Below are 15,115 nucleotides of genomic sequence, written 5' to 3' on the forward strand. Positions count from 1 at the left end.
CTGCATTCTCTTTTTCTAAGCCTGTAGCTTGAAGGTCTCTCCCTCAATCAGTTTTGGAGATACAATGATATGGTGAGCGGCGTCCTTGCCGTCCAGAAGACTCATAAGCGTATTGATTGCATTTGTGCATAGGAACTCTCTCTGGTTGTCGACCGTTGTCAGGCGCGGAGTGCAGGCAAAGGCAAAGTCAGAGTTGTTGAAACCGACTACCGGGATGCCTAAACCGGCGGCATTCAGAGCCTGAAGGGCGCCGACAGCCAGGAGATCATCTGCGGAAAGTATGGCGTCGATTCGCCGCCCGTTCCGGATGAGCCGTTCAATTTTTTGCTGTGCATCCAGGATCTCATTGCTGTAAATCGGAATTGTAATGCATTTGGAGGTTGCTTTCAGGTTGCATTTGTTTACGCCTTCCAGGAATCCATTCCTCTTTTCGACGGCACAGAAGGTGGTATTGTCCTCCAGATAGTAGATATGGCGGCAATTCCGCTCATACAGCTCTTCGACCAGATTACAGATGGCGCTTCGTTCATCACAGCGGATGCTGTAGACGGTTGGAACATCTACAAAGCCATTTAAGATAATAAGCGGAACCTGCTCTGAAACTTCTCTGTAGACCTCCAGATCATTGGCATCTCCGTAAGATGAACCGATTTCGATGATCGCATCCACCTGCTTTGCCATTAAAAATTCAAAATGCTCCCGCTGATAGGGACGATACTCTCCCGAGCAGCACAGAAAAGAGCTGAAGCCGTGTTCGCGCAGCTGTTTTTCCAGCAGAGAGAGGATTTTTGCGTGGTTGATATCGTCCAGCTCGGAACACAGAATACCAATACTTTTGGTGGATTTGGAATTCAAACCACGGGCAAAAATGTTGGGGGTATAACCATGGTCTGCCATAACAGACAAAACCAGTTCACGCTTTTCCGGCCGTACATTCGGCTGGTTGTTAATTACTCTGGAGACCGTTGCAACAGATACTCCGGATAGTTTTGCAATGTCTTTAATATTCATAGAAAATATAATTCCTCACATTTATTTCCGCAGGCAGAGAGCCCGGCTGATATACCCGCATGGTTTGCCTGTGACTCTGGCGGGCATTTCATTACGAAATATAGAAACATCCACATTATAACATGCAAAATGCAAAAAATCCAGTAAGATTATTGATAACTAGTTACACTGTATTACCGAAGGGATTGACCGAAAACTAATTTTAGATTAAAAATGAATGGTAAAAATGTATATTAAATTACAATAAAACATTGGAAATGGCAATAAAATGTACAAAACATATTGACAAAAAGAAAATTAGATTATAGAATACAATCATAACAAATGAAACTAGTTACATAAAATTAAAAATGAAAAGCAAAAAGGAGAAGAGAAAGGTCTCGGAAACCTGGAGAAAGGAAGGGGAATTGTGGCAATCGATATTACAAAAAAAGAAGACATCGCACTGGAATTTCATGATGGATACGCCAGGACGGAGGTGCTGAAAGGCGTATATCCACTGGTAAAGACGTACAAATGTCTGCTGAAGGCGGGGCATACGGCAGAACCGGAAAGATATTCGGATAAAATACAGGTGTTCAGCTTTACAAGTGGTACTGGTTACATATGCGGGGAGAAGAAAGCTTATAACATTGAAGAACTTAGTTTTTACATTCCTGATTTTGATCATGAAAAGTTTTCGATTTATGCAGCAGAAGACATGGAGATTGTACTGTGGGTTATTGATATGCTGGAATCGGATCGGGCGGCATACGAGGATACGCACATGGTTCTTCCGAGTTTTAAACGCTTTTCAGAATGCGAGCCTTATGACCAGAGCTGTAAGGGGCCGCATACCCAGAGCTGGACGGTCATCGCTGACGGCAATCTGGCGAGAGTGCTTATGGGGGTTGTAAAAGCGGAAGGCGAGGGGACGAAAGAGAGAGGCCATGCAGAGGTGGCGCAGTGGAATTACTGCCTGCCGGGTTCTGATTTCCATTTTACAGTTGAAGAGGAAACGGTAAATCATTCTGAGGGGGATTTCAGCTATGTGACAGCCGGTCTGGATCATTCTCTGATCGCAGATCCCGGAAAGACTGTTTTTTATATCTGGTTTGAGCACTGGGTGGAAGAAAAGAAGATCAACCCACAAAGCTATGAGGCAAAATAATATATGATTTGAAAGGAGAAGAAAGCAATGGCAAAGGTATTAATTTCCAGGGGTAAAGATTACAATCCGACAGACTATGTGAACGGGCTGGCAAAAGAGGAGGTCCTTCCGGGAATATGCGACGAGATCGCTATGTACCGCTGTACTTTGAAGGCAGGGGCTGCATGGAAGCCCGCGGTATATGCGTTTGAAGAAAAAATGCAGATTTTTCTGTTTGTGGCCGGGAATGGTTACATAACTACGGGTGCAGAGGCCTATCGTATTGATGACCGGGCTGTATTTGTTCCGAATTTCAACAAGGACGAGGTGCTTATAAAAGCTGGAACAAAAGATCTGACCTACATTCACATCGTGGGTGAAATGACCAGATGGGATCAGGAAAGAATGAAGATTGATCATATTGTCCTGCCGCGCTTCCGCCTGCTGAAAGACTCCTGGGAATATACGGAAGGCTTTACCGGGGACGCCGGTTCCAATATTAAAAGCCATATGGTTCTGGAGCATGAATATCTTGGACGCTACAGCATGGGCTGGAACTGTGGAGAAGGACCTACGTTTATCGGTACCCATGTTCACGAAGACCTTCTGCAGTGGTATTTAAATATGCCGGGTTCCAGTTTTACTTATCATGCCGCGGAGGAGACCGTAAATGTAGAAAGCGGTGATATCACATTTACCGAAATAGGTTCTCCGCATGGAAGTGAAGCGCCCGAGGGACAGTGCATTGACTATGTGTGGTTTGAACTGGCAATCAACGGTTATATCCATGATGACGATATTCTTAAAGAACATAAAGAGAATGAATAGGGTGGTGAGGGGATCATATGGCAGCGTTGCTGGAAGTGGAAGGCCTGACAAAAAGTTTTGGAGAGAATCAAGTACTGAGAGGCGTTAATACGAAGGTTGAGAAGGGCGAGGTGGTTTGTGTAATCGGACCGAGCGGATCGGGAAAAAGCACATTTCTTCGCTGTATTAATAAGTTGGAGGCAGCCACTGGGGGACATATCTACTTTGAAGGAGTGGATATGATCGGCAAAGGGCCTTTAGTGGACCAGAAAATTCAGAAACTTGGGATGGTGTTCCAGCAGTTTAACCTGTTTCCTCACCGAACCGTACTGGAAAATATCATGATGGCTCCGATCAAGGTTCAAAAGAAGCAAAAGGACGAGGCTGAAAGACGGGCGAAGGACCTGCTGAAAATTGTGGGGCTGGAGGATAAAGCGGATGCGTATCCGGGCAGGCTTTCGGGCGGACAGCAGCAGCGTATTGCGATCGCCAGAGCGCTTGCGATGAAACCGGATCTGATGCTGTTCGATGAGCCGACCAGCGCATTGGATCCGGAGATGGTTGGAGAAGTATTGGACGTTATGAAGGCATTGGCCCAGGATGGGACAACCATGATCGTTGTTACGCATGAAATGGGATTTGCCAGAGAAGTAGCAGACCGGGTGGTGTTTATTGATGAAGGCGTGATCACGGAAGAAGGGGCGCCGGGAGAGTTTTTTGCCAATCCCAGGAATGAAAGATTACAGCGTTTTTTAAAGAAAGTTTTATAGTATACAAATGGGGGATTTACTATGAAGAGAACAATAGCTGTATTATTGGCAGTAATAAGTACATTGTCGCTGGCTGCATGCGGTTCGAAAACGCAGGCGAACAGTGCGGAAAACGGGGGCGTGGATAATTCGCTCCAGACTGTCCTGGACAGAGGGACTCTGCGCGCAGGCGCGGAGGGAAACTGGAATCCGTTTATTTATAACGACCTGGCTACGGGTGACCTTGTTGGGTATGAGGTTGAAATCGTAGAAGAAATTGCAAAGAGGATGGGCGTCAAGGTAGAGTGGAGTATTGCCAGCCAGTGGGATGGCGTAATTGCAGGTCTGCAGGCCAACCGGTATGATGTTGTATTCTGCGGCTGTACTCTTGCCAATCTGGAGTCTGCGCCTGACTGCGTGGGAACGATTCCTTACCGTGAGGATCCGATCGTATTAGTGGTTGCAGATGACAACAGTGAGATCAAATCCTGGGATGATTTAACTGGAAAGCTGAGCGCCAATGCGCTGACCGGAGATTACGGCGCTATCGCCAAGCAGTATGGCGCAGAGTTGACCAATGCGTCACTGGAACAGGCGATGGAGCTGATCGTTCAGCATCGTGTCGATTGTTCTGTGAACTCGCAGATTGCCATCAATACCTATATGGCAGAAAAACCGGATACTCCGGTAAAGGTTGCGGCGAAGTATGAATACCCTACGCCGGAGGAGGCCTATAGCTATGGCATGATTCTGAAGAATAAGGTCACGCTGACCGGGAAGATCAACGAAATTTTACAGGAAATGTTGGATGATGGCTATTGCCGCGATTTGGCGGTTAAGTATTTCGGCCAGGATGTCGCAGATAATATTTCCCTGTATCAAAAGTAGGGGGGACTGGTATGGAACGAATTATACAGCTTTTGATAAGTTCTTTTTGGCCGCTGATGAAAGCCGGTCTGAAAATGACAGTGCCGCTGACGCTGGTTTCGTTTGCTCTTGGCATGATTCTCGCTTTTGTCACCGCCATGTGCAGAATTTCAAAGAATAAGCTGCTGTCGAAGACGGCGCAGTTCTATGTCTGGGTCATACGCGGAACTCCTATGATTGTGCAGCTGTTCGTAATTTTCTACGGTCTGCCCAAAGTTGGAATCATGTTTTCGCCTATTGTATCTGCCATTATCGGTCTGACGATCAGCGAAGGCGCCTATGATTCGGAGATTATCCGCGCCGCTTTGACCTCGATTCCCAAAGGGCAGTGGGAGGCCTGTCATGCACTGGGGATGTCCAAGCTTCAGACGTTGTTGAATGTCATTATCCCACAGGCGGCCCTCATTGCAGTGCCTTCCCTGGGAAATATGTTCATCAGCCTGGTAAAGGATACTTCTCTGACAGCCATTCTGACGGTTCGCGAAGTGTTCCAGATTGGCCAGCAGATTGTTGCGGTTACCTTCGAACCGCTGTGGATCTATCTGGAGGTAGGCGTTATTTACTTGATTTACAGTACCGTTCTCAGCCAGCTTCAGGGTGTGCTTGAGAGAAAACTTGGCAAGCACATGCTGGTAAAAGACGAGAAGTAATGAATACAAAGAATCAGACGTAAGGGAACAGGGGCCGCTGCAGCATACTCAGCAGCCCCTGTTTTAAAGGGAAAAAGGTTTTTCAACCGGAAAACGGTCTGGCAATATAGAAAGAAAAAGTGGGGGGAGAAGTTGGAAAAGATCTGTATGGAAGGCTGCAATCGGCATTATATGAGGGCTGATTTCCGGGAGTTCTGCTGGGATCAGGTCCTTCTGGGGAAAAAACGCGTAGAAATATGGGGGGCGGTGCCTCAGCTTTTTATCGATCACCATGGATATCAGGATGCGGAAAAAATGAAATGGATACTGGATGAACACGGCCTGGTCTGCAGTGCGTTTACACCCAAAACGTATCGCTACAATCTGGGAAGCGGTGACTCGCAGGTGAGAGCGTGGTCGCTTTCCTATTTTGAAGAATGCATAAAGGCTGCCGCAGTTCTTGGCGCGGGCAGAATGCTGATCTATGTCCCTGCTGTGATCAGGGACGGAGACTGGGAACGGGCCGAAGAGATATTTGCTGAAAATATGGAGTGCCTGGCGGAATACGCGGCGGATTATCACATTTCGCTGGCGGCAGGTGGGAGCAATGCATTTGCCGCAGATCTGCCTGAATATAGAAGGCTGATGGAGAAAATAAAGAATCCTTCCGTAAAGTGTTTTTTTGAAACGGAAATTCTGCTATTCAGCAAATATACGCTGCGGGAATGGCTTGGTGAACTGAAGGAGGCGCTGGTACATATTCATTTCGCAGATGCCAGTGAAATGGGAAGCTGCAAAATAGGAGATGGCTGTTTGCCGATGAGACAATATCTGGGTGATATCATGAAAAGCGGTTATCTGGGCGGTTTGAGCCCGTTTTTTACGGAGTTCTCCTGCGAGAAGAACCCTGTTTTAATCAGTTCGGAGCATGAACGGGTTTTGAGAGAACTTTTAGAGGAGGAGCTTTAAGATGCTGAAACGGGAGCAGATTGCAGGGATGAATCAAATGTACCGGTTTTACTCCTTCGAATATTTTTTAAGCTGTATGGAAGCGACGGGGATAAGAAGCCTGGAGCTCTGGCTGGGATCTCCTCATTTCTGGATTGATACAATGGGGTATTTCCAGTGCCTGGAAAAGAAGAAGCAGATCTGCGGTCATCGGCTTAAAGTTGTAAGTGCCTGTGTCCCAAGCATGGCATACCAGTATCAGTATGGACACAGGAACAAGGAATACCGGGATAAATCGTTTCTGTTTTTTTCGAATGGAATAAAAGCGGCAGCCGCTATGGGGGCAAGAATTGCCGTCGTAAACTCCGGCTGCTGTGAGCTTGACATCCCTTTTGAGGAGGCGGTGAAAGGGCCGGCGGAACTTTTGCACCGGCTGGGACGGGTGGCCGGGCAAGAGGGGGTTACCATGGCGATTGAATCCCTGACCGCCGATGAGACGAACATTGCAGACAGTCTTGCGCATACCAGGGAGCTTATCCGACAGGCCGATACGCCGAATCTGAAAGCGATGGCTGATACAGTGGCGGTTTATGCTGCGGGAGAAACCCTGGAGGAATGGTTTCAGGCTTTTGGAAAAGATTTGATTCATATGCATTTTATTGATGGATTTATGAAAAAGCGTACCTATGATCATCTTGTTTGGGGAGATGGGGACTTCCCGCTTGCGGAAATGGTTCAATGTATGGAGAAATACGGATATGCAGGGTACCTGACCCAGGAGCTGGAGTATGAAGCTTATTACGGAGATCCTGCGGAGGCGGAACGGAAAAACTGGAAAGCGCTTTCTGACACTGTGCTGTGTAAGGAATCGGGAGATACACGCTCCAGGACTGGCTGAAACAGAGATTGCGTTTGACGAAAGGCGGTGAGTGGTCTGTGCGTGCTCGCGGTAAAGTGATTGATATGACGACGGGATCGTCAGTAGGCTGTATTATGTACTTTGCATTGCCGATAATTCTGGGAAATCTGTTCCAGCAGTTATATTCTCTGACGGATGCGGTTATTGTCGGGCGGTTTGTTAATCTGAACGCGCTGGCGGCAATCGGAGGCACCGGCTGGGTGCGCTGGGCGATATTGGGCGTCTGCATGGACTGTACGATGGGGTTCGGCATTGTGGCATCCCGAAGGATTGGCGCGGGAGACCGGACTGGATTCAAAGAGGTGGTGGCAGCCGGTATTGAATTTGTTCTGGCAGCGGGGCTTTCCCTGACACTGCTGTCGTGTCTTTCTCTTGACTTTGTGCTGCACCTCCTGCATATTCCGGAAAATATCTATGAAGATGCGAGACTTTATCTCTGGTATGCATCAGTCTCGATTCCGGTTGGGCTGATCTATAATATGGCCTGTGCATTTTTGAGGGCGGCGGGAAACAGTAAGGGACCGTTTGCTGCTGTCGTGCTCTCGGCAATACTCAATGTTGCCCTTGACCTGTATTTCATCGTGGACCTGCACTGGGGAGTCTGTGGTGCCGCCCGGGCGACTCTGATTTCGCAGACGGCTGCGGCTGTTCTGGTGCTGTTTCTGACGGTAAGGCAAGAACCGTTTCGTACTACGAGAAACAGCTGGAAGTGGAACCCGCGCATACTCAGGGAGACTTCTGCACTTTGGATTCCCATGCTTTTTAACAGTATTGCGATCTCGGCGGGAGGGGTGATTGTGCAGCGCTATATTAATTCCTGCGGCGCCATTGTGGCGGCGGGAATCGATGCGGGTGAAAAAATTTACTGTTTGCTGGAAACGGTAGAGAAAGCGGTTTGCTCGGCCATCAGTGTTTTTGTAGGACAAAATCTGGGGGCCATGAAAATGGTCAGAATCCGTAAAGGGATGAAAAGCATGACTGTGTTTGCATTCCTCTTTGCGGCGTGGCTGGCCCTTGTTTTGCTTGTGTTCGGAGATTCCCTGATCGGGCTGTTCCTGAATAAAAATCAGGATCCTGCTGATTTAAAAGAAGCCTATCGCGCGGCCAGAGTGTATTTGAATGTACAGTGCGTTTCTATTTTTTTTATGGTGCCCATGCATTTCTACAGAGGAGCCGTCCAGGCGCTTGGGCATGCGGTATATCCTATGATAGCTGCGTTTCTGCAAATTGCCGCAAGGTGGCTTACGGTAGCGCTGCTTGTTCCTGCACTGGGGATGGTTGGAATGTGTCTGCCTGATGGAGTCGCGGCGCTTGCCAGCCTGCCGGTTGTTGTCATACCGTATTTTGTATTCATGAGGAGGATGGAGCGGGAATGAGAAATGGTGAATGGAGAATGCTGAGTTGAAAATACTGGGGGATGGTTTTTGTTGAAAAAAGTGACAGGTGATTGCGAAAAATCACCTGTCACTTTTTTCGTTATAGTAAAGCCTGCCCTGTGAAACAAAAAACTCTGTGAGAGATGCACACCCCGCAAAAAAATGTAGCTGCTGAAACGTCCAGACGCCGGTGCTGTTGTTTAAATAAGCCGGGCTCTCTGTTCATGCAAATGATAAAAAAATAACGGCTCCGGGTGACAATATATTGTTATATTTGCATAAGAAAACAAGATTTTTACAAAAAAAATAGTGTTATAATAATAAAAAATAAAAGGAGGACCTGGAAATGAAGAGCTTTGAGCAGAAAATATTCCCGTATCTTTTACTGGCTCCGACCATGATTATCTTCGGCCTGTTTCTGTTTTTTCCGGCGCTGAACGGCCTGTGGATATCGCTGACGAAATGGGATGGCGTGAATCCCCAGGTATTTGTGGGAGTAAAAAACTATGTGACGCTTTTCGGAGATAAGAGCTTCTGGAACTCGTTTGTGAGGACGCTTATATTTACTCTGGTATCCGTCCCCTCGGTCTATGTGGCGGCCCTCGGACTGGCGGTTCTGCTGACCGGAGGGATTCGCGGAAGCAATTTCTTCCGGGCGGTGTTCTACTGGCCGACCATGATTTCCACGATCATCGTCGGACTTACCTGGCGTTTTTTGCTGGGAGAAGATTTTGGCCTGGTCAACTACCTGCTGACTGCGATGGACCGGTCGCCGGTTAAATGGCTGACTGATCCGAACAATGCCATGGGAGTCGTGATCTTTGTCACGGTCTGGAGCATGGCAGGCTACTACATGGTCATGTTCGTGTCGGGAATCAAGGCGATCTCTGAGACATACTACGAGGCGGCCCGAATCGACGGTGCAGGCGCGTGGCAGCAGTTTCGGTTCATCACGCTTCCCCTGCTGAAACCCACCAGCCTACTGGTACTGGTTTTATCTACGGTATCAATCATCAAGACGTATCCCCTCGTGTATTCTCTGACCCAGGGCGGTCCGGCCGGGGCCACGAAATTCATGGTGCAGATGATCCAGGAGACGGGTTTCGAAAAGAATAAGATGGGATATGCCAGTGCAATGACCATGGCGCTGTTTCTTATCCTGGCGCTGTTTACGATTATTCAGTTCAAACTGAATCAGGGAGGTGAGCAGGATGCAGACTAAAACAAAGAAAATCTGTACAGAGGGGCTCAAATGGATTCTTCTTCTGGTTTTGACCTTTTTGTTTCTGATGCCGGTAGTCTGGGTGATCTGTTCTTCCTTTAAGAGCGTCGGCGAGCTGTTTTCCTGGCCGCCCAGCCTGCTGGGGAAGAATCCGTCTCTGGATAACTATACAAAGGCCATGGCGGAAGGCCACTTTGGCATATACTTTTTCAATACGGTGTTTGTCAGCCTTGTAGCCACATTTCTGACCATAGTGGTAAATGTGATGAGCGGCTATGCATTTGCCAAGTACCATTTCAAGGGGGACAAAATCCTGTTTGGAATCGTCCTTGCAACACTGATGGTACCCCTGGAAGTCATTATGATCCCCATTTTCAAGGTGATCGTGGCGACTCATCTATACAATAATTTGTGGGGGCTTATCATTCCGGCGGTCGCATCCCCGACGGCGGTGTTCCTGGTGCGCCAGTATTATGTGGGAATCCCGGATGCCTATATGGAGGCGGCCCGAATCGACGGTGCGTCGGAGTTAAATATCCTCTTAAAGATCATGCTTCCCATGGCTAAGCCGGTCATATCGGTTCTCTGTATCTTCTCCTTCATGTGGAGATGGAACGACTATCTGTGGCCGAAGCTGGTAATTAACGGAAAGGAACGCTATACCATCCAGCTGGCCCTGGCCAACTATTCGGGTGAGTATTCTGTGGACTGGAACAGCCTTCTGGCCATGTCCGTGATCTCGATGATACCGGTGATCATTGTATTTGTAACACTTCAGAAATATATTATCGGCGGCATGACTGCCGGAGGAGTAAAGGAATAAGAGGAGGGTCTGCTATGAAGTACTTGGAATATCCGCTGTTTGCGGAAGGTTATGTCAACCGATTTCTGACCGCCGGTGTCTTCACGGAGGTTCAGCAGTTTGACAAGGTGAAGCTGCACGGCCGGGTGAATGAGTGGCTGAAAAAGGGATTTGCAATCCATGAAAATCCGTGCAGAAAAGAGTTTGTCAGGAAGAGGCAGGAGAATATGCCGGATTATCTGGAGCTTGATGGGGCCACAGACGGGAAAAGTGTGGAGGTCTTCGGGCAGACGCGCCCGCTCATTCCATACTTTCCGTTCGGCAACACAGGCGTGGATGGCTCTGGATTCTATTACTGCCCGACCTGGCTGCGCATGTACAGTTATGTGCTGCTGGAGGCGGAGAGGGGCTGCGATGTGGAGTTTGAGCTGGAAACCTGCGGCGGTGTTACAATCTGGGTGGATGGGGCGTTTGTCACGGACTTTACCCCATTTACAAGGAACATGGTGAAGAAGACGACGGTCGTTTTGCCGCTTAAGGCGGGAAAAAACCGGCTTCTGGTCTGCCTCGATGATCTGGCGGAGCGGGACACGGACTACTATTTCCGCTTGAAACGCCTGGGAGACGCGGCGCTTACCATGCTGGTGCCGGTGAGGGATGAAGTGGAAGCCGACGTGATCGGGCGGTTGGAAAATATGCTGGATCAGATGTATTTCGATAAGGAAGCGTATATCAGTGAGACGGTGAAGCTAAATATATCGAATCCATTTTCCTGTCCTCTGCCTGTCACGGTTGCGGTTGCTCCGGGTGAATTTATCGAGAAAATGGAGGGGCAGGAAAGTCTGGTACGCACCTTCCGCTATGAACTGGAGCCGGATCAGAAGGTTCTGGAGCTTTTCGAGTCGGATGAGATCCCGCCGGGATACTGTTACTTTACGGCATGTGCAAACCATCAGGGAATTTCTCTGAAACGTAAGATTGGAAATCAGCTGGTTCGGAAAGAATTCTTAGAGTATCACGAGGCGGATCTGGAGGAGAGAAAGCGCCATATCCTGGAGGTGATCACAGAGTATGCGCCGGAAAATACATACAAGGCGGCTGCGCTTTTAAAGCTGGGCCGCGAGACGGAACGTGCGGAGCGGATCCTTCTCACGGAACTTCCCGGCGTGTGGGCGAGAAAGGACTGTTCGGACTTCCATTTTATTATCATGCTGTATATTTACCGTACATTTTATGAGCGTCTGTCGCCGAAGCTGCGGGAGGAGCTGGAGCTTGCCATGTGCGGCTTCCGGTACTGGATCGATGAGCCGGGAGATGACGTGATGTGGTTTTTCAGTGAGAATCACGCGCTTTTATTCCATTGCTGCCAGTACCTGGCGGGAAGCTGGCTTCCGGACAGAATATTCACATGCAGCGGGAAAACCGGGCAGGAGGTGAGCGCCAGAGGCGAGGAGCTGCTTCGCGAGTGGTTTGAGGGCTTCTTCGAAGAATTTATCACCGAATGGAACTCCAACGCCTATATTCCGGTAGACGTGCTGGGCCTGGGCACGCTCTATAATCTGACAGAGCCTGGAAGCGAGTTCCATCAGAAGGCCAAACGGGCGTTGGACATGATCTTCTGCTCGCTCCGGGTGAATGCGCACAAGGGAGCCGTGATGACCAGCTTTGGCCGCTCCTACGAAAAGGAATTGAAGGGGAATTACAATGCCGGCACGACGTCTCTCCTCTATCTCGCCTATGGAGACGGGTATTTGAACCGGGCCTGCAATGGCTGTATTCCGCTGGCTCTCGGAGACTACGCGGCGCCGGAGGCGTTTAAGCCTTACGGTGCGTTAAAGGAGAATCAGGAACTGATATTTAGGAATACTCAAGGGTTTGAGAAGCATGTGAATCTCTATCTGTATAAGAACGCTTATGCTCTGCTCTCCACTGCGGTGGGATTCAAACCATTTCAGAAGGGGTATCAGGAGCATATTGTACAGGCGGTGATTGATGAACTGGCCCAGGTGTTCGTAAACCACCCGGGGGAGTCATTTCCATACGGCAGCGGCCGGCCTAACTTCTGGGCCGGGAATGGGAGTCTGCCTCTTGCAGTCCAGTACCGCAATACGGCAATTCTCCGGTATCGGATTGGCAGGGAGGAACGAATCGGCTATACTCATGCTTACATACCGCTCTCCGCATTTACCCGGTATCTTGGTGAAGACGGCGTCATTGTCCTGGAAAAGGACGGCGCTTACATTGCGGTGAAGGCGATGAACGGGCTGACCATGCAGCAGGAAGGACCAAACTGTTTCCGGGAATTTATGAGTCAGGGCCGTGATAATGTGTGGGTTATCCGGGCAGGACGTATGGACGAGTACGGTGATTTGGATGCACTGCTTGCTGCGTTTAAGAAAATGGAGATCCGGACAGACGGGGAGGAGACTGTGGTAAAAGATGAGAGGGGAACGGAGTTCCTGACCGGCCAGGATTTCCTTCTGAAAGTAAACGGAGAAACGGTCTATGACTATCCGCTGGACGTGGAGGGCAAATTAATTCTGGAGGAATGCGATCGTGGTTGAGAAGCAGATTATGGAAGAAAAGCTGAATCTTGTATCTGACAAGATGATGATACTGAAAAATAATGGAATGAAGGAGAAATATCCGGTCAGCCTGATTGACATCAACTGTTGGGAATGGCCGCAGGGGGTGGGGCTCTTCGGCCTTTACCGGTATTATGAGATGAGCCGGAAGCCGGAGCTGCTCACGTTCCTGACGGAATGGTATGACAGACGCATGGAGGAGGGGATCGTCGAAAAAAACGTAAATACGACCTCTCCCATGCTGACACTCACCTACCTTTATGAAATTACGAAAAAGGAGTCCTATCTCTCCTTTATTGGGGAATGGGCAGACTGGATCATGGAGGAAAAAGGTCTGATCCGGACCGGAGACGGCTGTTTTCAGCATATGATCACCGGCAATCCCAATGACTCGGAGATCCTGATCGACACACTGTTTATGGCGGTGCTGTTTCTGGCCAGGGCCGGCAGGCTTTTAAACCGGCCGGACTATATCGAGGAAGCAAAGTATCAGGTTTTGTGCCACATTAAATACCTTCTGAATAAAAATGAGGGGCTGTTTTACCATGGCTTTAATTTTAAGCGGAACGACAATTACGGCGGAATTCTCTGGGGGCGGGGAAATTGCTGGTATACGATTGTGGCAATGGAGCTGATCCAGGAAATTCCTATGGAGGAAGGGCTGAAACGCCATTTCCTTACGGTCTATGAAAATCAGGTGGAGGCACTGAAACGGTATGCAGATCCGGAAACGGGGCTGTGGCACACGGTGATCGACGACCCGGATAGCTACCTGGAACTCTCCGCCAGCGCGGCATTTTTAAGGGGTATTATGCAGGGCGTGAGGCTTGGAATTCTAAAGCGGAAAGCGTACGAGGGGCTTATAGAAAAGGCCGTGAAGGGGCTGCTGGACAACATCGACGATGACGGAACGGTGAAGAATGTATCTTATGGCACACCAATCGGGCTTGATAAGGAATTTTACAATAAAATTCCGTGCTGCCCCATGACGTACGGACAGGCACTGATGATACTGGCCCTTCAGGAGGCATTGACGGATTACTGGCATTAGAATGGAGGTTGTGACAATGAAAGAACGCGTATTTTTTGAAGAATTTGAATCTCTGTATTATTTTCATGGAAGTACACAAAACTGGTCGATGCAGGGCTTTCATTTTCACAACCAATATGAGATTATTCTGTTCTTAAGCGACGGGGCGCTGCTGGAAATCGGTGACCGCGTCTACCGTGTGATGAAGGGCGATCTGTTTTTTATTAACAACCGGGAATACCACCGCACCAGCGGGGCGGAGGGGCAGGAATACAACCGATACGTCCTGATGTTTGAACCGGAACTGCTGGAACCGATGACAAAGGCGTTTGGCTATGACTTTGGCATGTTTTTCGAGAACAGGGGGGATGATTTCGTCCACAAGCTCTATCTGGAGGGGGAAAATCTAAAGCGGGTGGAGCGGATGCTGGCCAGAATCGAGACGAATATAGGCAGCGGCAGCAGTGATGAAGCGTCTGTAAAGATCCGACTCTCCATTTTGGAGCTGATTACCGCCATCAATGAGATGTATAAGTTTTTTACGAGGGAGAAACACACTGCCGCGGATCCGGAGGAACGGAAACGGAAAGGGGACGAGGAGAAGTTCCGGGATCCGATTCTGTACCGGGAGCGGGTGGAACAGATCAAGAAATACATCGCGACCCACGTGGAGGAAAAGCTGGATTTAGATGAGATTGCGGGAAAATTCTATATGAACCGTTATTATCTGAGCCATTATTTCAAAAAGGAGACCGGATTTACGGTTCTGCAGTATGTGACGAACCAGAAGATCATTGCGGCCAAAGCGCTTTTGAAAAAGGGTACTTCGGTCACGGATGTGGCGCTGAAACTCTCTTACAACAGTGACAGCCACTTTATCTCGGTGTTTAAAAAGAGTACGGGGATCACGCCGAAAAAGTATGCACAGAATAAAAAGAACAATAATGTATGATTTTTGATGGTTTATCTGTGATTAATTGT

14 protein-coding genes are annotated in these 15,115 nt (G+C 48.8%); 13 read left to right on the forward strand and 1 reads right to left on the reverse strand.

What is annotated here, in order from left to right:
• Positions 1-15 precede the first annotated feature (15 nt).
• Positions 16-1,011 (reverse strand): LacI family DNA-binding transcriptional regulator, encoded by a 996-nt coding sequence (locus H8S80_RS10440; RefSeq protein WP_117630741.1) that lies wholly within the window; start codon positions 1,009-1,011, stop codon positions 16-18.
• A gap of 409 nt (positions 1,012-1,420) precedes the next feature.
• On the opposite strand from H8S80_RS10440, the gene H8S80_RS10445 reads away from it, so the two are divergent.
• From H8S80_RS10445 to H8S80_RS10505, 13 genes are all read left to right on the forward strand, one after another.
• Positions 1,421-2,161, forward strand: a complete 741-nt coding sequence (locus H8S80_RS10445; protein WP_117630742.1) for a hypothetical protein — start codon at positions 1,421-1,423, stop codon at positions 2,159-2,161.
• 27 nt (positions 2,162-2,188) lie between these two features.
• Positions 2,189-2,968, forward strand: a complete 780-nt coding sequence (locus H8S80_RS10450; protein ID WP_117630743.1) for a cupin domain-containing protein — start codon at positions 2,189-2,191, stop codon at positions 2,966-2,968.
• Between the two features lie 17 nt (positions 2,969-2,985).
• A complete protein-coding gene (locus tag H8S80_RS10455; RefSeq protein ID WP_278320505.1) occupies positions 2,986-3,717 on the forward strand; it encodes an amino acid ABC transporter ATP-binding protein in 732 nt (243 codons plus the stop codon).
• Positions 3,718-3,738: 21 nt separating this feature from the next.
• Complete coding sequence (locus tag H8S80_RS10460; protein WP_117630744.1) at positions 3,739-4,584, forward strand: transporter substrate-binding domain-containing protein; 846 nt, start codon at positions 3,739-3,741, stop codon at positions 4,582-4,584.
• Positions 4,585-4,595: 11 nt separating this feature from the next.
• The gene (locus tag H8S80_RS10465; RefSeq protein WP_117630745.1) at positions 4,596-5,273 is read left to right on the forward strand and encodes an amino acid ABC transporter permease; all 678 of its coding nucleotides are present in this window, start codon (positions 4,596-4,598) and stop codon (positions 5,271-5,273) included.
• Between the two features lie 132 nt (positions 5,274-5,405).
• Positions 5,406-6,221 carry a sugar phosphate isomerase/epimerase family protein gene (locus H8S80_RS10470; RefSeq protein WP_117630746.1) on the forward strand — a complete coding sequence of 272 codons (816 nt, stop codon included), beginning with the start codon at positions 5,406-5,408 and terminating at the stop codon, positions 6,219-6,221.
• A 1-nt stretch (position 6,222) separates the two neighbouring features.
• Positions 6,223-7,098 (forward strand): sugar phosphate isomerase/epimerase family protein, encoded by an 876-nt coding sequence (locus H8S80_RS10475; protein WP_117630747.1) that lies wholly within the window; start codon positions 6,223-6,225, stop codon positions 7,096-7,098.
• 95 nt (positions 7,099-7,193) lie between these two features.
• Positions 7,194-8,495, forward strand: coding sequence for an MATE family efflux transporter (locus H8S80_RS10480; RefSeq protein ID WP_187049050.1), 1,302 nt, complete (start codon positions 7,194-7,196; stop codon positions 8,493-8,495).
• A 346-nt stretch (positions 8,496-8,841) separates the two neighbouring features.
• Positions 8,842-9,717, forward strand: a complete 876-nt coding sequence (locus tag H8S80_RS10485; RefSeq protein ID WP_002604639.1) for a carbohydrate ABC transporter permease — start codon at positions 8,842-8,844, stop codon at positions 9,715-9,717.
• Positions 9,707-10,540, forward strand: a complete 834-nt coding sequence (locus H8S80_RS10490) for a carbohydrate ABC transporter permease (RefSeq protein ID WP_110321994.1) — start codon at positions 9,707-9,709, stop codon at positions 10,538-10,540. The genes H8S80_RS10485 and H8S80_RS10490 overlap by 11 nt, the downstream gene beginning before the upstream one ends.
• A 14-nt stretch (positions 10,541-10,554) precedes the next feature.
• The gene (locus H8S80_RS10495; protein WP_117630749.1) at positions 10,555-13,083 is read left to right on the forward strand and encodes a hypothetical protein; all 2,529 of its coding nucleotides are present in this window, start codon (positions 10,555-10,557) and stop codon (positions 13,081-13,083) included.
• Positions 13,076-14,155 (forward strand): glycoside hydrolase family 88/105 protein, encoded by a 1,080-nt coding sequence (locus tag H8S80_RS10500; RefSeq protein ID WP_117630750.1) that lies wholly within the window; start codon positions 13,076-13,078, stop codon positions 14,153-14,155. The genes H8S80_RS10495 and H8S80_RS10500 overlap by 8 nt, the downstream gene beginning before the upstream one ends.
• Before the next feature lie 16 nt (positions 14,156-14,171).
• Positions 14,172-15,086 (forward strand): helix-turn-helix domain-containing protein, encoded by a 915-nt coding sequence (locus tag H8S80_RS10505; protein WP_117630802.1) that lies wholly within the window; start codon positions 14,172-14,174, stop codon positions 15,084-15,086.
• The last annotated feature ends 29 nt before the right edge of the window (positions 15,087-15,115 follow it).

It is taken from the genome of Hungatella sp. L36 (genome assembly GCF_014288035.1).

Excerpts from the sequence above, each read along its gene's own strand:
- H8S80_RS10440 (WP_117630741.1), bottom strand. The coding sequence starts at position 1,011 with ATGAATATTAAAGACATTGCAAAACTATCCGGAGTATCTGTTGCAACG.
- H8S80_RS10450 (WP_117630743.1), top strand. The coding sequence starts at position 2,189 with ATGGCAAAGGTATTAATTTCCAGGGGTAAAGATTACAATCCGACAGAC.
- H8S80_RS10455 (WP_278320505.1), top strand. The coding sequence starts at position 2,986 with ATGGCAGCGTTGCTGGAAGTGGAAGGCCTGACAAAAAGTTTTGGAGAG.
- H8S80_RS10460 (WP_117630744.1), top strand. The coding sequence starts at position 3,739 with ATGAAGAGAACAATAGCTGTATTATTGGCAGTAATAAGTACATTGTCG.
- H8S80_RS10465 (WP_117630745.1), top strand. The coding sequence starts at position 4,596 with ATGGAACGAATTATACAGCTTTTGATAAGTTCTTTTTGGCCGCTGATG.
- H8S80_RS10475 (WP_117630747.1), top strand. The coding sequence starts at position 6,223 with ATGCTGAAACGGGAGCAGATTGCAGGGATGAATCAAATGTACCGGTTT.
- H8S80_RS10480 (WP_187049050.1), top strand. The coding sequence starts at position 7,194 with ATGTACTTTGCATTGCCGATAATTCTGGGAAATCTGTTCCAGCAGTTA.
- H8S80_RS10485 (WP_002604639.1), top strand. The coding sequence starts at position 8,842 with ATGAAGAGCTTTGAGCAGAAAATATTCCCGTATCTTTTACTGGCTCCG.
- H8S80_RS10490 (WP_110321994.1), top strand. The coding sequence starts at position 9,707 with ATGCAGACTAAAACAAAGAAAATCTGTACAGAGGGGCTCAAATGGATT.
- H8S80_RS10495 (WP_117630749.1), top strand. The coding sequence starts at position 10,555 with ATGAAGTACTTGGAATATCCGCTGTTTGCGGAAGGTTATGTCAACCGA.
- H8S80_RS10505 (WP_117630802.1), top strand. The coding sequence starts at position 14,172 with ATGAAAGAACGCGTATTTTTTGAAGAATTTGAATCTCTGTATTATTTT.